Origin of the sequence: Legionella beliardensis (assembly GCF_900452395.1) — a bacterium.
Classification (GTDB): domain Bacteria; phylum Pseudomonadota; class Gammaproteobacteria; order Legionellales; family Legionellaceae; genus Legionella_C; species Legionella_C beliardensis.
Map to the genome: position 1 here is coordinate 15,838 of NZ_UGNV01000003.1, position 17,747 is coordinate 33,584.

Below are 17,747 nucleotides of genomic sequence, written 5' to 3' on the forward strand. Positions count from 1 at the left end.
AGACCTACCAAGTCCATCTACTCTCATTACTCTCAGATTCCTGCTCTAAGTTAATCAACGTGGTTGACTGTTTCGTGTTTACGATATCCATATCGGCTGATGAGTCAATAACGGAAGAAATAGTAGGCTGTTTATCAGTCTTTCTACGCTTAACCTGCTGCTCATCAAAAAACTTGGTAGGGGCAGAATGTTTTCTAGTCATTTTATTTTCAGAAAATAAATTATTTCTGGTCAATAAACCTCCTGCAGTTATTTCTGACTCAATGAAGCTTGTCTGATTGGCCGTATTACTAGTAGCAGTAGTTTCTGCCATATCAATACACAATGAATCAAGAACCGGAATAACATTTTCTTCAACATGCTCATCAAAAGTTTTAGCTGTACTGATAAGTTGCTCTGGTTGATGTCTAGAAGCCAAATAGTTATCTAGTATATTTTTTTTGACCAATAAATTTTTTGGCGGTGCCTCTAAGCCCGTGAAGCTTGAACTTTTTTTGGTATGATTAACCATAAGACTCGAATTAATCTTATAAGTGGCTACATCGATATTGACCGTCGACGATTCAAAACGCACAATAGGTAAATTATTCCCCTTCCCCTCAATGATATTATGTCCTACATAAGTAATCACACCATCAGAATTTGTTTTTGCTAAAAATGGTTCTTTTTTTCCGCCACGTGCCCAAGTGGCATATTTTTTTTCTTCTTTAGTTAGTTGGAGATTACCTTGCTCTATCCGCTCTATAAGGACAAAATTATCAAATGGCATGTCCGCATGCACCACATTAAATGGATCTATACCAGCAACATGAATAATATAAGGTAAATTACTCATGTATTCCTCTATTCTTTTAATATTACTTTGCTCACCATATTCAATATAGTCTTTATGAACCGTGATGCGATTATGTCGCAGCTCATAGCAAAATAAGTCCACCAGCCATAGTCTATGATTTTCCAAATGAAATTTAATTTCTTCATAGTCTTCTTCATGCTCATTATTCTCATAAGCATTAAAATCAGCAAATAAACTTTTTAAGGAGTAATTTTCTCCTTTTAAGAAATTTTTAAACCGTGAGCTTTTAAATAAATGACTTTTTCTTAAAGCCAATGCTTCTAAGCAATTAATGGTATCTAAACATTGATCCTCATGATTTCCTCTAATGGAAAAAACCCTATCTCCATTTTTTAAAATCAACTTTATTACGCCTAAACTATCGTGACCTCTGTCCGTTAAGTCACCAACGATAAACAACCTATCCCCTTTTTGTAGCTGCTTCATTACGTGCTCTAAACAACCTCTATTGCCATGAACATCGCCAATTACTGAATCGCTACCTTTCTTGTTTTCATTTAAATATAAAATATCTTGTCCCACAACGAACACCTCTAATTAATTTTTAAGTCATTTATCGTTTGTTCAATTCCCGCTTGGCTTTAGTCTCTATTAGCTTTAACCACCTCACTTTTTGTATAAAATACAAACATATAAAAATAAATTTTGCCTGAAAGTATCATTTTAATCTTAAGCAATTATTAAATTGTCCTTAATTTAATAAAAAAGTATTTTTAATAGACAAAGGTAGTTAAAAAAATCAAAGGTGAAGATAACTTATTGCAGTTAAAGGTATTTTATAGAATTAAATTGGCGGAGGAATTATAAATTCTATTAGATTATTGGCCATTGAAAGCTATATTTTTTTAGGCATAATTAAGTAATAAGTTCTAAATATTAAACAAATACGCATGATTTTATCCGATAGACTTATTATACGTCCGCCAACATTTGGCGATGCAAAGCCGCTTCATGATGCGATTAATTACTCTTTACCTGAGCTGATTAAATGGATGCCCTGGGCTTTTAACCCAAATTTAAAAACGACTGAAGCATTTATAGCAAGAGGCATTGAGCAGTGGAGTAGCAACACACAAACTGAATTTCCTCTCATTATTCAGTTGAAATCTTCCAACCAGCTAATTGGCGCTAGTGGTTTTAATGAAAATAGCAGACTCGAAGTACCTATGTTTGAGATAGGGTATTGGATTGCTACTAAATTTTCAGGTCATGGCTACGCCACGGAAGCAGTGAATGCGATTACTCAACTTGCTTTTGATCGCTATCAAGCAGCTCGAGTACAAATATGTGCTCAAGTTGATAATATTAAAAGCACTGCTTTAGCAAGGCGCTGTGGTTATAAGGAAGAAGCTGTATTGAAAAACTTCAGAATTGATTGCCAAACTCGCAAACCTTGTGATGAAGCTATTTACGCCTGCTTTAGTAAAGAACAGTTAGCGTTTCGAACGCCCATAGAATATTTAGGTTAGAAAAGAATAACGTCAATGGCATTCGTTACGCCAACAAGAATTACGTTTTTTATAAATACTGGTTTACTGAAAATTACTTCGCTTTTATTAGCGTATTATACATTAAAAAAGAGCTGACAATAAAAAAATAAATACCCACTATCCAAACTCCAATTAAAGGGTCAAGAAGAAAGCCTAAAAAGCCGAGTGCGAAGAAAACTGTTTGAATGACGATAACTAATAAAAACGCCTTAAATTTTGTCATGTAATAAGCCTAATTCCTTTAGTAGTTAAACTGGCTCCGTTGCAAAAACGACCACTAGATTATAATTAATATCTTACCAGAAGGCACTAATGGAATAACAAAATGCGCTCAACAAAACCCACCGCATTTAAATGGCGTCATTTTCATGGTGAAGTGATGCTGCAATGTGTACGGTGGTATTGTAAATACAGCATGAGTTATCGAGATTTAGAGGAAATGATGGTTGCACGCGGTCTAGAAATAAATCACACCCATGAGTATCGTTGGATTCAGCATTATACTCCTGAATTAAAAAAATGACTGGGCTGGTATAAGATAAATGTTTTAAATTTAATCTTTTTGCAACGGAGCCACAAGTTGCCATTAGCTCTCTGATGTCACAATAACTTAGGTTAACGATGATAAAAGCAATGACTGATACCTCTAAAGGATAACGTAATATGTTAGGACAATTTTTTATCATCTTTAATACTCTGAAATTGAACTAGTTTATTATGGGCTGGTTAAATTAAATCTGAATATTTTATGCAAATATTGTGTTATTTTTGAATAAATATTATAATTATTTTTCATTTTTAGTATTTTATTGAGAAATAATGCCCAAATCTAAAAAACTTAAAAGCCCAGAAGAATTGCTTAGACGTGCTGCAGCTTACGGAAAATTGGATGAAGTTAGAGCATTATTAGGGGAAGCGACAATGGGCATCAATTTAAACGAGTCTGGATATGTCCATCGATTAAGGCCTTCTCGTTTTTTTCCGTGTGCTAAAATAAATCCCCCATATACAGCATTGTTACATGCTTTATATAAAGGAAGCCATGCTCGCAATGGGGAGCCTTACATTGATATAGCGTGTTTGTTAATCCATTCGGGCGCAGATGTAACTATTCCTATGCTTAAAAATAACCGTACTGCTCTACATTATGCTTTACTATTTGATAATTGCAGTAGCGATAAAATAGAAGCTTTAATTGCTTTACTTTTAGCAAAAGGAGCTAACAAAGATGCTGAAGCTTTCTTTAACTTCGGAGATACTCTTTATAGTGTCGATAGCTATACACCGCGAGATTTTATAAACGAAAGACCAAACTTAGAGGCACTTTTTAAGCAAGATGATTTAGACCGTGCTCTTAAAGAGCCTCGGTTGCGTATAAATGAAGAGCGCAAATTAGGAGTTGCAAATGAAGTTCCTTCATTAAAAGATATAACTACTTTCTTTATTAGAACAAATAAATTAAATATAGCCCAAAAAGAAATACCTCAAGAACTGAAAGAATATATGGCAAATTATCGATAATCGCTTTGTATTTCGAAAGATTATGGAGCATCTCATCTAAACTTTCAAAATTGATTAGCCTTATAACTTATAATTTGTCCATTAGTGTAGAAAATGTGTTTTAAATCCTGAGGGTAGGTTATGAATACTTAGCTCAAAAATTTATAGGCTAAAAAACATTAATCTGATTACATTTTAATTCGCTCACAACCACGGCGTTAAAAGACTTGATTAACTAACCCCAGAAGTTGCATTATTAAGCTGCATGATATACTAAGAACAATTATGGATATTAATTTATCCAAGGATAAATACTATTTAAATTAGTATAGGTAAGCGGGGTCTAGACTAAAGCCCCAATATGCAACAAAAAAGGTATAGTTGATGGCCAGAAATTCTAACGATCCACTGCATGGCATTACCTTAGAAGCCATCTTAAAGAGTTTGTTAATTTGTTATGGCTGGAAAGGCTTGGCCGAGAGAGTCAAGATTAATTGTTTTTATTCGAACCCCAGCATCAATTCAAGCCTTAAATTCCTGCGCAAAACACCATGGGCAAGGATTAAAATTGAAACCCTTTATCTTGATTACTTAAAAAATAAAGATTGCGACAACTCATTGTTACTGGAGTAATAAATAATATGAAAGATGTTTTCATTAATAAAGAACACGTTGAACTCTTTAAAATTCTTAAATTTGAAGGTATCGCCTCCAGTGGAGCAGAAGCTAAGGATATGATAGCTGCGGGCAATGTATTGGTAAATGGCATAATAGAAAAACAAAAAAGAAAAAAAATGGTTGCGGGCGATACGATTGAATTGAATGGTGAGCTCTTTCTACTAAAGTTGGGTGCTAATTAATATTTTTCTATACATAGGTTCTAGGTTGTCAATAAACAAATAAACCTTATTGAAGTGTATTATGTCGGAACGCATGAAAAGCCCATACTGAAGCTATTGCTATGGTTACCTGGCATGGAGAATATAGTAGGAGTTATTAAGAAATATAAAGTTAAAGAAGGAAATAAAAATAATTTCTCTATTGATGATGTTTTTGGCGAACTTATTGATGAGCATGGTGAGCCTGGGCTTTTGCTAAAAGGGTTAAGGCATCGAGAGGGCTTAAGTCAAATTAAATTTGCTAAATTACTAAATATTTCCCAAACTAATTTATCTGCTATGGAAAATGGTAGACGTGCTATTGGTAAAGAATTTGCTAAACGAATAGGTGAGCAATTTAATATGGATTACCGAAGTTTTTTATAATTTTACAAGAAAGTGCTAGTAAGAAATTGCTTTGATAAGATTTTCGTATGACTCATAACTCAATAAGTCTAATGACTGGGCTAAGTAGACTTATTGTTAGAATAGCTTCAAGAAAATATATTTTTAGCAACACTAATAAGTGTCCCAAAAATGCATATTACTTGTTTATTAAAAATAATTAAAGCAACCTGAACTTTTACTATTCAGATAAATTTGGAAAACTAAAGAAGACCTCGAATCAATGACAATTGATGATTTTTGGGAAGCGGGTGTTTCAAGCGCAATATATGATAGGGATTTGTAATAAAAACGCTCCTTGGGATATGCGACTCCCAACGATAAAGGATAAAATTTGCTTTTTAGCCAAAAGAATTTGATTGGGACTACTAAATGAAAAATGTAATAAATTACTTAAAACAGAATCATTTGATACTTTCTACTGCAGAATCCTGTACTGCAGGGCAAGTGTTAGCGATTTTAGCAAATTTTGAAGGCTGTGGTGAATGCATTGATGTAGGCTACGTTGTCTATTCAGAATCAGCAAAAAAAGATATTTTAAAGGTTAAGCAAAATACCATTGAGCGATATACGTTAACAAGTGAACAAGTTGCCCGAGAGATGGCATGTGGCGCTTTTTATAAGAGTAGGGCTAATGTGGTGCTCGCTACTACAGGCTTAACTGGGGAGAAGCCAATGGATGGTATAAAGCCTGGCACTATATGCTTTGCCTGGGGGTTTAAAGGGCCTAAAACAAACGATATTATACTCTTTAGTGAGACTAAAATTTTTGAAGGCGAGCGTGCTAAGATTCAAACATTAGCAGCAGAACATGCTTTACTTGCCATACCGTCATTGCATAAAACTGTGTAGAGGTAAAACCCATGCAAAGTGAACAAATTAATTATGAAGAACAAAAGCTTATTATACAGAAACTTAACGTGAGCAGTCAGTTTGAGGCGGAACAAGAAACTCAAAAGCGGGTTGAATTTATCAAAACACAGATCTTATTAACTAAGCGCTCAACACTGGTATTAGGTATCAGTGGTGGTATTGATTCGACGGTTGCTGGGCGCTTAGCACAGCTTGCTGTAGAAAGTTTACGCCAGCAAGGAGAAAACGCACAATTTATTGCAATGCGCCTACCTTATGGCATTCAAAAGGACGAAGCAGATGCCCAGCAAGCGATAGAGTTTATTAACCCAGATACTATTTATACTGTGAATATCAAGCCTGCCTGTGACGCAATGTTAGCTAGCTTACTATCTAGTGGTATTCATTTTCGCGATGAAGCACAACAAGACTTTGTTATGGGTAATATTAAAGCGCGGCAACGAATGATTAGCCAATATGCAGTAGCTGGCGCCACGGATGGTTTAGTCATTGGCACAGACCAAGCTGCTGAAGCACTGATGGGATTTTTTACTAAATACGGTGATGGTGCATGTGATATAGCCCCATTAGAAGGTTTAACTAAACGACGTGTGCGTAAAATTGCTATGTATCTTAACGCACCTAATTATTTGACTAATAAAGTCCCAACTGCTGATCTTGAGGATTTATCGCCGCTTAAACCTGATGAAGTAGCGTTTGGTATTTCCTATAATGACATCGATGATTTTTTAGAAGGTAAAATCGTTCCTGAATCAGTTTATAAAATTATTTATGCTGCTTTTAAGGCAACAACGCATAAACGTAACCTTCCAGTAACGCCCTAAGCTTAGCTAACAAGCTAGGCTATTCTAAAAAACAATTTGTAAGGCTTTGTTTGCAGGATTTATTGGATAGAGAACATCTGGGATTAACGGTTGAAATTGAAGGTGCCGCTTAATCAATTAAAAATTTTTTAAGTAAATAGATGATGAAGACAGAGCAGTTACATTAGCTAGTTGAATCCGGGTAAGCTATAAAGATGTTAAGTCTGCTTAATTTTATTACCAGACTTAATAGTTAGAATTTTTAATGGTCAAGAAATGGTCGCAAATACTAGCTTTGGGCATTAGATTAAAAATGAAGTGTTCAGCATGTGCTTTCTTTAATGAGTAAATTTCGAAATATCTTTACTACCTCTGTACAAAGATTCTCAACTTTAGCATTTGTTCAAACGCAGCAAATTTGAGATAAGAATATTATTGCTCCTAACTTAAAGTCGAAGGAGCACCCTTCAAAATACAAATTAACTTATTCTTGCTTTACTTGTTTAATTATACACCGTAAACAACCAGATTAACTAAAGCAATGTTTAACCACTCATCAGGCACTTTAATTTATCTCTTACATAGATGTCTTAACCTACATAATACAACATTTTTGAGGGAACCATTCATCAGCGCCAGCCAATTGTTTCAAGATTTTCTTGCACTAAAACCATTATTATTGATTGATACATATACATATTTTATAATATTCGCGCCTTAAAAGCATGGTATTTAACGCTCGCTTATAGGGCTTTTTGGATAATTTCAGACATGTTCTTTTTTAAATTAATGTGCTAAGAAAGAAATTTTTAATGAGGTTAAAGTGATAAGCAAAAAAGTAGTAACATCGCCTTTAAAGTGGGTAAAAGAGGAGGATTTTAGAGATCGACCGAGTCAAATTTTTATTAACCTAAAAAATGGTTTTAAAATCCAAAGACAAGCAGTATATATAAATAGTTTAGTCAAATACCGGCAAGAAATTTATGTTCAAGCGTACGAAGGAACTGATGAACTATGTATAACTTTTATTGTTAATGATACTAAAATGACTCGGGAATTAAAAAAAGAATGCGAAGCTTTAAGTCTAGATATTCGAATTGAGGATGGAGGTTATACTCAAGATATTTTTTTTAACTCGTCTGACAAACATATTCTGACATCGTTTATACTTGCAATTGATAAGGTCAATCCTCTTGTGGAAATAAAAGAAGAAATTTTACAAATAGTTAATTTTGAATTGATTTTCCCTACACCGCCAAAGCTAAAAGATATAACTGCTAGTTATGTGATGAAAAATAAGATAACCTTTTTTAGAGAACTTATCGAAGCACCAGAATCTATCTTGCAACAATACCCAGCATTGGACACTAATCCTAAAAATATATTTTTATTGAATATGCGTACAATAGTAAAGGATTTTCGTGACTTATTTTGCAAAGATAATGATGAAGAAGGGCTTGATTTTTTAAAGAAAATAGAAATAGCACTAAAAGATGAAAACCCTTGTATAGCAGTGGAAACAGTTATTCAAGGTATAACTGAAAAACACAGGGTGTTTATATATGGTCTGAAAACAAATGTGATTGGCGCCTTAGCACAATATAATGAAGACAATAAGCGTTTAAATGACATTATTTCTGAAGATAGTGAAGTGGTAGATCAGACAAACTCTTTTACTAGACTATAAAAGGAAGAACCTAGAAAAGATACATTTAACCTAGTTCATCCTATTCGTTAAACTTTCATTAAAGACAAATAATATTATTCCTAAGCGCCAAGAGACGTTTTAGAAGATAAGTTATTCGCTAATAAATACTGAAATTTTGCTAAGTGAATAATATTCCATGCCATTGGCCTCACCTTCTCTAAAAGGAATGTCTCAAAAACACAAGAGATAGTATTACAGAAAATTGGAATGCACTGCTTTAGCTCTTTATAATAATGTTTTTATTTTTTGGTAAAGATTATGTTTAATGACATTTTTATTGATGAGACAGAAAATTTAGCAATTAACTCTGTAATAAAAAAGGGGATAATGGACTATAATGCCCCATTTTTTGGTTCGAACCCTTCACGACCTTTCACCATTTATATTAAAGATCCTAAATCAGAGGTTATTGCAGGTCTAGAAGGGTTTTACAAAGGAAAATATGTACGTGTTAATTTATTTTGGGTTCACGAAGAATTTCGTCAGCAAGGGTTAGGTAAAAAATTGATTTTGAAACTCGAAGAATTCAGTAAAAAAAAGGGATGTTGCTATATTCAACTGGATACCTTTGACTTTCAAGCGCGACCTTTTTATGAAAAATTAGGATTTGAATGTATTGGTACTATATCTAGATGGGTTGAAGATAGAGATTGTCACTTCATGAGAAGAACCATACCTTAATTGATAGGCGCTCTGATTAATGAATCCATCTATATTTATAATAGCAAAAAAAAATATCCAATGTCGGTAATTTAATTTGGCCGTTTATAAGAAAAAAACAATAGAATGGCTAGATGTCCCAAAAACACATGCTTTAAGACTTTCAATATCATTGAGCTAGTTAAGCTTGTTTTTTGTATAATAAACAAAAATTTTTTCATTTAATGAAACATATGGCTTTTCCAGAATGGAACTTCAATAATTTAATTAATTCTATACAGGCAACCCATATAGAGTTATCTGCTCAAGCAAGCAAAGCCGTTAATCATTGCCTTACTGCTAGAAATTGGTTAATTGGTTATTATATTTCCGAGTATGAGCTTAAAGGAGAGGACAGGGTAGGGGGCAGGTTATGGTAAAAAATTACTGCCAAGGCTGGCGCATTAATTAGAGAAGCTGCAAGTTAGCAATTGTAATAAGCGCCAACTCTATGATTATGTAAAATTTTATCGCTGCTATTCGCAAATCGCGCCGACACTGTCGGCACAATTTAATACTCTTCCTGCCTCTCCGATTAATCAAGCTGAAATAAAAATGCCGACAGCGTCGGCACAATTTGAGCTTCCACCAGAGACCCTCTTTAATAGTTTATCTTATAGCCTGTACTTTGAGAGAATAGGTCTTTCCAATAATAAAAAAAATTATTTGAATTAGCGCACACCTTTGAATTAAATAAAGAAAATAACCTAACGGTTCGTGATCCTTATATTTTTGAATTCCTTGGTTTAACCTCCCAAGAGGTTATGAGTGAATCTCATTTAGAGGCACAATTAATAGAGAAAATAGAGCATTTTTTACTTGAATTAGGCCATGGTTTCTGCTTTGAAGCACGGCAGAAAAGAATTTTAATTGGCGGTGAACATTTTTTGTTGATTTAGTTTTTTATAATCGCTTACTGAAATGTCATGTTCTAGTTGAGTTAAAACTTGAAAAGTTTACTCACGAAAATATAGGCCAATTAAATACGTATGTTAGTTGGTACAAACAAAATATGATGAGTGAAGGCGATAACCCACCCGTTAGAATTTTACTATGTACCGATAAGAATCATGCGTTAGCGGAGTATTATGCGCTAGCAGGCATGGATAATCGGTTATTTGTTTCTAAGTACTTATTAGGGCTTCCTAAAAAAGAAGAAATACAAAAATTTATTGAAAAGCAAATTCCTGAAGTAAATGGAAGTAAAGAGTAAGCAAATTTAAGCTTATTAAACCATCTATAAAAAGCTATTAAAGTCGATAATTATTTATCTTGGCATTTTTTAAATGTCCCAAAACCCATAATATTGATCGAGAGCTTATTATCTTAGTATGATTAATACTATTAAATCGTACTCATGTTGAAATGACAAATCATTTGGATATTATTAACTGGGCAACAGATTATTTAACTTTTAAAGGTTACTTTTTGATAAAGCAACCTGAGATAATTCAAGAAACTCCTTGGTCTAATGTTATTTGCTTAACTACTTCACATGGCGACGTGTATTTAAAACAACCAGCGAAATTACTAGCTAATGAGGCTAGCATTATTGAACTTCTGGCCAATCAATGTAAAGCAAGTGTGCCTAACATTATTGCCAACAATTCTGATTTACATTGTTTTCTCATGGAAGATGCTGGGCTGACCTTGCGCAACTATATAAACGAAGAATGTAAAACGGAATTATTATGTAAAGCAATTAAGCACTTCACTGCATTTCAACGTTCAACTGAAGACAACATTAAATCGTTGTTCAGACTCAATGTTCCAGATTGGCGATTAAAGCAGATACCTCATTTATATAGAAAAATAATCAATGATAAAAAATTTTTAAAAGCTGATGGTATGGAAGATAAGGAACTAGATAAATTAAATTATTTGAGTCCGCTTATAACAGAACAGGTATATGAGTTATCTCAATATGGTATCTGTGAAGCAGTAGTCCAGCCTGATTTCAACACGAATAATATTTTAATTAATCCTGAAACACAGCAATTTACAATGATTGACGTAGGAGAGCTAGCTATTTCACATCCCTTTTTTTCTTTACATAATTTTTTATATCAAGCCACTATACATCATAGTGTAAAAGAGCAAGATTATGTATGGAATGAAATGTTAAATGCCTGTATTGAAAGTTGGCTAAATTTGGGGCCAAAAGATAAATTATTGCAAGGATATGAGCTCTCCAGAAAATTATGGCCTATATATGCTGCTTGTGCTACTTATCACTTTATGCATTGTTGTTGATATTCAGGCTTTAAATTCTTGGTATGCCAATAAACCTAATCTTTTAGCTCGTAACTTTAGAGATTACCTTGCTTCAATGCATAGTTCCAAATTCCTATAATCTTACTAAGTTGAACTAATGAAGAAAAATAGTTCCAAAACCCCGTGTTAGCAGAATTAATTAGGTTAGTTATTAAGCGCTTTCATTACAGCAGCAGGATCTTTAGCAATTACTGTCAAGTATGCGCGAGCTGGACCTTCAGGATGACGCTCACCGCGTTCCCATTTCTCCAATGTACGTATGCTAAAACCAAATGTATCTGCAAACTCTTGCCGGGTCATATGCAAATTATCTCGAATTAAAACTACATTGACTCCGTCAGGAATTTTTACAACATGGCCTCTGGCTTTAGATTGATCGCCTTTAGCATATTCTAAGGCCTCAGTCGCTCCCTGAAGTATGCTTTTACCTAGATCAGACATTATTATCACCTCTGTAAAAATCGACAAGTTATTTGACAACTGTCTTTAATTCATTCCGCTCACCTTGAGAAATATTTTCCCGTGTAGACTTTGAATATACAGTAAATAAAAAAAGCGGCATATTATCGCTATAGTAAAAATAAATTACTACTCGTAAGCCACTACTTTTACCTTTGGTTGGATCGGTAGCCCATCCTACTTTTCTTAGCCCCCGGTACCTGTTATTAAATCATCCGAGCAGGGATTAGCTAGAATGTAATTTATAAATTCACGTCGATTTTCATCAGACATAAATTTTTCAGCCTGCTTAATAAACTCGGCTGTTTCTACAATAGTTATTAATTTATTAGTATTCATTAGATAATTTTAACCCCAACGGGGCTTAATTTCAACCCCATTGGGGCTGTATTTTAAATATTCTTGATAATCTCCCAAAAATCCATGATCATAAATATCAAAGTATTCAAAAAATTAAGCATATTCAACCAAGCAAAAAAAATTAAGTATTTATGAAAAATAATCTTAATGGACAATTTTAATTCTTAATATTTCTAGTATTATGATATAAATTCACTACTCAGTCTTAGGTACTAATGATGCAGGGAAAAAGAATAGAAGAGTTATCAGAAATAGATTCAGGAGAGTTGTGCGATACATTATTTTTTCAAGGTAATGGTTCTTCTCAAACTCAAGTACTTAAGTATGTAGGCAATCAAAAAGTTAATGCGACAACTGGCGAAACAATGTGGTGTACGGGACGAAATAATCTCTCGCCGCTACATGTGATTTATAGAGTGCATTTGGGTGTTGAGATTGCCGATGTTAATTTGGCTCCTTTTGACTCCTATTTGTCCTATCTTAATCCTATTAAAACAATAGGTTCAGCTATAACATGGGGAGCTAATCGGTATAATGGGTTTCACTTTACAACTAGTATCCCGAAAACAGAGTCAGTAGTATTTCACGCTCCAATTCTTTCACAAGTGAGTATTGGCCAGGAAACAGATATACAATCACATAGAAAGAAATATGATTCCTGGCTAGTTAGTAAAGATAAAACAAATGGACTTATTTTATGGGGGGTCTCTCGCGGTACTGCTGCAACATTCTGTGCTTTTGCAAAAGAAAAATATCCCGAAGTAAAACTAGTTGTCTTAGAGGGTGCAGTTGATTCAGTACAAAATGTTATACCTGCAAGGGTAGCAAATACAATTCCAGTAGATTTTATTTCAAAAAAAATTTCGAATGCTATAACTTTAGGTTTTTCTTTTTTTAAAAAATATAACCTGATGCAGTACGATCCAGAAGGACCGTCACCGTTAAAAAGTGTTGAAGAATTCCCTGAAGAAATTCCAGTTGTCTTTATTACTTCAAAAAAAGATACAGTAGTTACCTGCCAAAATACAAGAAATATTGCTCAAGCATTGGCAGATAAAGGTAAAAATGATGTGTATCTTTTAGAACTTGAACATTCTAGCCATCCTAATTATATGTTTGATGACGTTAATGATCGTAATAATTATGAAGCTTTTATCCATGCTATTTATAAAAAATATAATTTAAAATATAACCCTGATTTGGCTCGAAAAGGAGAAAACCTTGTTCAGGATTGCATATTGCATGAGTTAAATCCTGCTAACATAATGAATTATTGTTAATTGACGATTTAATTTAAATCTAGCGAAGGTAAGGGTTGTAATAGTATTAAGTCTGATTACTACATTAACCAGACTTATCATAGGAAGCTGATTAATTAAGAAATAATGCAACTATCCATTTTATCATGCATATTATCCGCCTCATCTCGCGAAGCTATTAGGTTAGCTTCTTTTTCTTCAGCTTCATAAATTTGGCTGTTATTAATAAATTGCATAAACCATTGTTCCATTTGTTGATATTTTTGTAATTCATCCTCGTTGGAAAATTCATGCTGGGCTTTAAATCTTTCTAGAATATCTTCAATAATTGGCTTAGCAAAAGCAATTGCTTGCCCGCGTCTTGTAAAATAATCTATATTTTCTTTTAAAAAATCGATAATACTTTTATTAGTGTAATTTTGGCGCATTGAAAAATCAAAGCCAAGTTCAACTAATTTTTTATACGTTAGCTCCGTATGGCGATTTGCAGGAAGTGTTAATAGTCCTTCCATAGCACCTAGCAGGTAGCCACTTATTGTAGATAAACTGTACCCAGAAGTTGTCTTTGAAGTATTTTCATACATGGATTTTTCTAAATCGAAAATAAGCTGCAAAAGCTCGACATCATTGTAAAGAGTGGCCGCTCTGAGTAAAGAATTATGAGGGCTGTTTACCTTTTCTATTTCTGCTTGACACTCATTGATAAGAAATAGGGCAATCTCCTTATAACCTTGCCTTAAAGCCTTATCAAGTACAAACCTTTTTTCTTTAACCTGCTCTTTAGCAAAGTTAAATAAATATAATGCTACGTTTGGTTTATGATTTTCCAGAGCTAGTATGCAAGGCAAACCGTTACGACATTCCTCTTCTCTCTCATCGTTATTGGCACCATACTGTAATAGCTCTTTGACAAAGAGGGTATCGTCTGTTTCACCTTTTAAACAATAAAAAGCTAATGGCGAGTATTTATCCTGATTTTTAGCATTAATAGTTGTTTTATCAAAAAATTCATACGTTACCAAACACCTTAGTAACTGCGTATTACCTGACTTGGCTGCAAAATGAATGGGTTTATTTCCATAGCTATTGTCTTGATTAATTAACTGCTGGGATTCAGGCTGAGCCAATATCAATTCAAGCATTTTTGCATTATTGGATAATGTAGCCAGATGAATTAAATTATATTTATGCCTGGCAGTATGATAGAGCTCTTCACGTGAACTCATTTTTTCTAGATAACTAGCTACCGCCCTTTCATAGCCTTTATAGACCATATAAGATAACAACGTATGACCTTCTTCACTACTATGCACATAAGGAGATTCTTTATCTTTATTTTCCATATAGTCTTTAAAGACTTTAAGAACATCTCTTACTTTTTGTTCAGTAATCTTTGCCTGTACTCTATCAGCAAAGATTATGTGTCTATTTTCTATATAATGAGAATACGTTCATTGACTAGTCTGTAAAAAGTTCATTAGTAACTTATCATTATCAATAAGTTGGATAATTCTAATTTGCACTTCTGCCGGTAATTGGATAAACGCAGAATAATCGAATGCTAATTTCTCTTCCATTATTTACACTATTTGAAAAATAAGTCGCAAATATATCTTATTGATCTATTTCAAGTCAATAAAGTATAGGGTAGATTAACAACCATGCTTAATTTGGATATTAATTTCTGTACCCAATCGCAATTCATGATGTCAAATTTAAAAGATTATTCAGAAGGCGCGCTTAATGCTAATGGAAGTACTGATATCCAAAATAAGCATCCCTTAGTGATAGTCCTAATACTTTCTTTACTAGTTATTAAGATAAAATAAGCCTGACTTTCCTATCTCTGATTACTGCGCTAGTCAGACCTAATATTTTCATCTCATACGCGGATTCAATAAGCCAAAGCAACTGACATTTATCATTATTTTTATAAATGATAATTTCAGGAATAAAAAATTACGAGAAAATATGAAAAATAAAAGGTACATAAATTTGATTTATGTACCAAATATGGTACAATTAAACATGAAAATAATTACTGTTAATTTTTATAAATCAGCCCAAGGCAGGGAGCTAGTCAGAGACTGGCTAAAAGAGCTTTCTAAAGAGAATAAAGTGATTATTGGTCAAGATATTAAAACAGTAGAGTTTGGATGGCCTTTAGGCATGCCTTTAGTCCGAAAACTCGATAAACATTTATGGGAAGTTCGCTGCCAGTTAATGAATAAAGAAATTGCCCGAATTCTATTTACTGTAAAAGGTGAAACAATGGTGCTCTTACATGGGTTTATTAAAAAAACCCAAAAGACACCCAGTAGCGATTTAGACATTGCCAAAGAAAGACGCGATCGCGTTTTAAGTGGCTAGGAGAAAATACGCATGAATCAATATATCGGTAGCTCTTTTGATGAATTCTTAGACGAGGAAGGTTTATTAACAGAAACCAGTGCTGAAGCATTAAAGCGCGTTATTGTCTGGCAGATTAAAAATTATTTAGAGGATCATCAAATAACGAAGCAGACTTTTGCTAAACGTATGAAAACAAGTCGCTCCCAACTCGATAGACTGCTTGATCCTACGCAAACTAATATTAGTTTAAAAGCCCTGATTAGCACTGCTAAAGCAATGGGAAAACATGTAGAAGTTCGTTTTACGGATTAATCTTAAAAACAAGATAAAACAATTAATAGCTATAGCTAATACAAAGTATAAACGTAGAAATTAATAACATCTGGATTGGCTAAAATTTGAATAATATTTCTAAAATAGATGCTCCCCTATACAGCTTATATCTGAATCTAGTTCCAACTCTATTATTAAGCCTGATAAAGGTGCTAATCAGACTTAAGAGTTTAGTATTTAGAAATTTATTGTACCAAATAATGAGTTAGGTTAAGTTAATGTAATTACTTACATCTAGTTGTCTAATGAAAAAAATAAACATAATATTTTTTTATGCAGCATTTCTTCCTTTTCATGTATTTGCTTCACAACTTACTCAAGAAAAATTGCAGTCCTTAGATAAATTTGTACAACAATCCATGCATAAGTATCATGTTCCAGCTGTAAGCTTAAGCCTTATTGAGAATGGTAAAATAGTTTATACTCATGCTTATTCAGCCCAAGCCAACATTAAAGTTACCCCCCAAACCCTTTTTCAATCTGCTTCTGTAGGAAAAAGTGTTGCAGCTTATGGTGCCTTACTTTTAGTAGATAAAGGAAAATTAAAACTCGATAAAAATATCAATAATTACTTAACATCTTGGAAAATTCCAGAATCGCCTTATACAGAAAAAATTCCTGTTACATTAAGAACCATATTATCTATGACTTCCGGCTTATCAGTACCAGGTTTTATTGGCCAGTCAGTCAATTCGCCTCTACCAACATTAGGTGAAATTTTAAGAGGTCACCCTCCCGCAGAAAACCCACCAGTCGAAGTTAAGTTTATACCTGGATCAAAATACTATTACTCTGGTGGCTCCTATGAAGTACTTGAGCAGCTCATCGAAGATGTGACTAACTTATCCTTTAGTAACTACATGCAGAATTTTGTATTAAATCCTCTTAAAATGAGTCACAGTCGTTTTATTGCTATTCTACCTAAAAATCTTTGGACTGAAGCTGTTTCAGGCTATTTAAAAGATGAAATAATGATCAAAGGAAGATGGAATATTATTCCAGCTCTAGGTGCTGGTGGTATGTGGACAACACCTACAGACTTAGCAATGTTTACTATAGAGGTGATTAAATCTTTTCATGGTGAAGGCAAACTTTCAAAAGAACTTGCACAAGCCATGTTAACATGTCAGAAAAATACTGATTTTGGTTTGGGATTTGTCATTGATGGTTGTGAAAATACCTTAAACTTCCGAAAAGAAGGACACAATATTGGATTTTATAATTGGCTAATAGCTTTTCCTTATACTAAACAAGGCCTAGTTATTATGACAAACTCTGAAAATGGTACACCCTTAATAAAAGATGTGGTTGCCGAAGTTTCTGCTTTACTTAATTGGCCAACGCATTATCCTATTGTAGATGAATCTCAGTCTATTCCAGCAACTAATTGCTCTTAATATCTCAGCTAGTAAAATTTCTATAGCCTTGTTATAAGTCTGATTTGTTGGATACGACAGCAAGATACAGTTGCCTTAACGTTAGTAATTAGGATCATTAA

Annotated in this window: 20 protein-coding genes and 2 pseudogenes; 17 read left to right on the forward strand and 5 right to left on the reverse strand. The window is 33.5% G+C overall.

Annotation, left to right across the window (positions count from 1 at the left end; all coding sequences use genetic code 11):
* Positions 1–4: 4 nt before the first annotated feature.
* Positions 5–1,378 carry a metallophosphoesterase gene (locus DYE47_RS14575; protein ID WP_115304179.1) on the reverse strand — a complete coding sequence of 458 codons (1,374 nt, stop codon included), beginning with the start codon at positions 1,376–1,378 and terminating at the stop codon, positions 5–7.
* A 368-nt stretch (positions 1,379–1,746) separates the two neighbouring features.
* On the opposite strand from DYE47_RS14575, the gene DYE47_RS14580 reads away from it, so the two are divergent.
* On the forward strand, positions 1,747–2,325 hold the full coding sequence (locus tag DYE47_RS14580; protein ID WP_115304180.1) for a GNAT family N-acetyltransferase: 579 nt from the start codon (positions 1,747–1,749) through the stop codon (positions 2,323–2,325).
* A gap of 73 nt (positions 2,326–2,398) precedes the next feature.
* On the opposite strand, the gene DYE47_RS16105 is transcribed toward DYE47_RS14580, so the two are convergent.
* Entirely contained in the window at positions 2,399–2,569 is a 171-nt protein-coding gene (locus tag DYE47_RS16105; RefSeq protein ID WP_160149913.1) for a hypothetical protein, read from the reverse strand.
* Between the two features lie 102 nt (positions 2,570–2,671).
* On the opposite strand from DYE47_RS16105, the pseudogene DYE47_RS14585 reads away from it, so the two are divergent.
* From DYE47_RS14585 to DYE47_RS14640, 12 genes and pseudogenes are all read left to right on the forward strand, one after another.
* A pseudogene (locus DYE47_RS14585) lies at positions 2,672–2,866 on the forward strand (IS6 family transposase); the annotation flags it as partial.
* A gap of 299 nt (positions 2,867–3,165) precedes the next feature.
* Positions 3,166–3,867, forward strand: a complete 702-nt coding sequence (locus DYE47_RS14590) for an ankyrin repeat domain-containing protein (protein ID WP_115304181.1) — start codon at positions 3,166–3,168, stop codon at positions 3,865–3,867.
* A gap of 363 nt (positions 3,868–4,230) precedes the next feature.
* On the forward strand, positions 4,231–4,479 hold the full coding sequence (locus DYE47_RS14595) for a VF530 family protein (RefSeq protein WP_115304182.1): 249 nt from the start codon (positions 4,231–4,233) through the stop codon (positions 4,477–4,479).
* 8 nt (positions 4,480–4,487) lie between these two features.
* Positions 4,488–4,706: an RNA-binding S4 domain-containing protein gene (locus DYE47_RS14600; RefSeq protein WP_115304183.1), complete on the forward strand. Its 219-nt coding sequence runs from the start codon at positions 4,488–4,490 to the stop codon at positions 4,704–4,706.
* A 114-nt stretch (positions 4,707–4,820) separates the two neighbouring features.
* A complete protein-coding gene (locus DYE47_RS14605; protein ID WP_115304184.1) occupies positions 4,821–5,111 on the forward strand; it encodes a helix-turn-helix domain-containing protein in 291 nt (96 codons plus the stop codon).
* A gap of 390 nt (positions 5,112–5,501) precedes the next feature.
* The gene (locus tag DYE47_RS14610) at positions 5,502–5,981 is read left to right on the forward strand and encodes a CinA family protein (protein ID WP_115304185.1); all 480 of its coding nucleotides are present in this window, start codon (positions 5,502–5,504) and stop codon (positions 5,979–5,981) included.
* Positions 5,982–5,992: 11 nt separating this feature from the next.
* The gene (gene nadE / locus DYE47_RS14615) at positions 5,993–6,826 is read left to right on the forward strand and encodes an ammonia-dependent NAD(+) synthetase (protein ID WP_115304186.1); all 834 of its coding nucleotides are present in this window, start codon (positions 5,993–5,995) and stop codon (positions 6,824–6,826) included.
* Between the two features lie 802 nt (positions 6,827–7,628).
* Positions 7,629–8,492 carry a hypothetical protein gene (locus DYE47_RS14625; protein ID WP_115304187.1) on the forward strand — a complete coding sequence of 288 codons (864 nt, stop codon included), beginning with the start codon at positions 7,629–7,631 and terminating at the stop codon, positions 8,490–8,492.
* A gap of 279 nt (positions 8,493–8,771) precedes the next feature.
* Positions 8,772–9,194 carry a GNAT family N-acetyltransferase gene (locus DYE47_RS14630; protein ID WP_115304188.1) on the forward strand — a complete coding sequence of 141 codons (423 nt, stop codon included), beginning with the start codon at positions 8,772–8,774 and terminating at the stop codon, positions 9,192–9,194.
* Positions 9,195–9,406: 212 nt separating this feature from the next.
* Positions 9,407–9,592, forward strand: coding sequence for a DUF1016 N-terminal domain-containing protein (locus DYE47_RS16290; RefSeq protein ID WP_207385214.1), 186 nt, complete (start codon positions 9,407–9,409; stop codon positions 9,590–9,592).
* A 384-nt stretch (positions 9,593–9,976) separates the two neighbouring features.
* Positions 9,977–10,425: pseudogene (locus DYE47_RS16300) on the forward strand (PDDEXK nuclease domain-containing protein).
* A gap of 215 nt (positions 10,426–10,640) precedes the next feature.
* Entirely contained in the window at positions 10,641–11,465 is an 825-nt protein-coding gene (locus DYE47_RS14640) for an aminoglycoside phosphotransferase family protein (protein ID WP_242604257.1), read from the forward strand.
* 165 nt (positions 11,466–11,630) lie between these two features.
* Here DYE47_RS14640 and DYE47_RS14645 read toward each other — a convergent pair whose 3' ends face one another.
* Positions 11,631–11,927 carry a helix-turn-helix domain-containing protein gene (locus tag DYE47_RS14645; protein WP_115304189.1) on the reverse strand — a complete coding sequence of 99 codons (297 nt, stop codon included), beginning with the start codon at positions 11,925–11,927 and terminating at the stop codon, positions 11,631–11,633.
* Positions 11,928–12,131: 204 nt separating this feature from the next.
* Positions 12,132–12,284, reverse strand: a complete 153-nt coding sequence (locus DYE47_RS16110) for a hypothetical protein (RefSeq protein ID WP_160149914.1) — start codon at positions 12,282–12,284, stop codon at positions 12,132–12,134.
* 236 nt (positions 12,285–12,520) lie between these two features.
* On the opposite strand from DYE47_RS16110, the gene DYE47_RS14655 reads away from it, so the two are divergent.
* Positions 12,521–13,585 carry a hypothetical protein gene (locus tag DYE47_RS14655; protein WP_131750106.1) on the forward strand — a complete coding sequence of 355 codons (1,065 nt, stop codon included), beginning with the start codon at positions 12,521–12,523 and terminating at the stop codon, positions 13,583–13,585.
* Between the two features lie 95 nt (positions 13,586–13,680).
* On the opposite strand, the gene DYE47_RS14660 is transcribed toward DYE47_RS14655, so the two are convergent.
* A complete protein-coding gene (locus DYE47_RS14660; protein ID WP_115304192.1) occupies positions 13,681–14,907 on the reverse strand; it encodes an ankyrin repeat domain-containing protein in 1,227 nt (408 codons plus the stop codon).
* Positions 14,908–15,592: 685 nt separating this feature from the next.
* Here DYE47_RS14660 and DYE47_RS14665 point away from each other — a divergent pair.
* From DYE47_RS14665 to DYE47_RS14675, 3 genes are all read left to right on the forward strand, one after another.
* A complete protein-coding gene (locus DYE47_RS14665) occupies positions 15,593–15,934 on the forward strand; it encodes a type II toxin-antitoxin system RelE/ParE family toxin (protein ID WP_207385215.1) in 342 nt (113 codons plus the stop codon).
* A 12-nt stretch (positions 15,935–15,946) separates the two neighbouring features.
* Positions 15,947–16,228 carry an XRE family transcriptional regulator gene (locus DYE47_RS14670; protein ID WP_115304193.1) on the forward strand — a complete coding sequence of 94 codons (282 nt, stop codon included), beginning with the start codon at positions 15,947–15,949 and terminating at the stop codon, positions 16,226–16,228.
* 266 nt (positions 16,229–16,494) lie between these two features.
* Positions 16,495–17,646, forward strand: coding sequence for a serine hydrolase domain-containing protein (locus tag DYE47_RS14675; protein ID WP_115304194.1), 1,152 nt, complete (start codon positions 16,495–16,497; stop codon positions 17,644–17,646).
* Positions 17,647–17,747 lie beyond the last annotated feature (101 nt).

Coding starts and splice junctions, on each gene's coding strand:
- DYE47_RS14580 (WP_115304180.1), top strand. CDS start 1,747: ATGATTTTATCCGATAGACTTATTATACGTCCGCCAACATTTGGCGAT.
- DYE47_RS16105 (WP_160149913.1), bottom strand. CDS start 2,569: ATGACAAAATTTAAGGCGTTTTTATTAGTTATCGTCATTCAAACAGTT.
- DYE47_RS14590 (WP_115304181.1), top strand. CDS start 3,166: ATGCCCAAATCTAAAAAACTTAAAAGCCCAGAAGAATTGCTTAGACGT.
- DYE47_RS14595 (WP_115304182.1), top strand. CDS start 4,231: ATGGCCAGAAATTCTAACGATCCACTGCATGGCATTACCTTAGAAGCC.
- DYE47_RS14600 (WP_115304183.1), top strand. CDS start 4,488: ATGAAAGATGTTTTCATTAATAAAGAACACGTTGAACTCTTTAAAATT.
- DYE47_RS14605 (WP_115304184.1), top strand. CDS start 4,821: ATGGAGAATATAGTAGGAGTTATTAAGAAATATAAAGTTAAAGAAGGA.
- DYE47_RS14610 (WP_115304185.1), top strand. CDS start 5,502: ATGAAAAATGTAATAAATTACTTAAAACAGAATCATTTGATACTTTCT.
- nadE (WP_115304186.1), top strand. CDS start 5,993: ATGCAAAGTGAACAAATTAATTATGAAGAACAAAAGCTTATTATACAG.
- DYE47_RS14630 (WP_115304188.1), top strand. CDS start 8,772: ATGTTTAATGACATTTTTATTGATGAGACAGAAAATTTAGCAATTAAC.
- DYE47_RS16290 (WP_207385214.1), top strand. CDS start 9,407: ATGGCTTTTCCAGAATGGAACTTCAATAATTTAATTAATTCTATACAG.
- DYE47_RS14645 (WP_115304189.1), bottom strand. CDS start 11,927: ATGTCTGATCTAGGTAAAAGCATACTTCAGGGAGCGACTGAGGCCTTA.
- DYE47_RS16110 (WP_160149914.1), bottom strand. CDS start 12,284: ATGAATACTAATAAATTAATAACTATTGTAGAAACAGCCGAGTTTATT.
- DYE47_RS14655 (WP_131750106.1), top strand. CDS start 12,521: ATGATGCAGGGAAAAAGAATAGAAGAGTTATCAGAAATAGATTCAGGA.
- DYE47_RS14660 (WP_115304192.1), bottom strand. CDS start 14,907: ATGGAAAATAAAGATAAAGAATCTCCTTATGTGCATAGTAGTGAAGAA.
- DYE47_RS14665 (WP_207385215.1), top strand. CDS start 15,593: ATGAAAATAATTACTGTTAATTTTTATAAATCAGCCCAAGGCAGGGAG.
- DYE47_RS14670 (WP_115304193.1), top strand. CDS start 15,947: ATGAATCAATATATCGGTAGCTCTTTTGATGAATTCTTAGACGAGGAA.
- DYE47_RS14675 (WP_115304194.1), top strand. CDS start 16,495: ATGAAAAAAATAAACATAATATTTTTTTATGCAGCATTTCTTCCTTTT.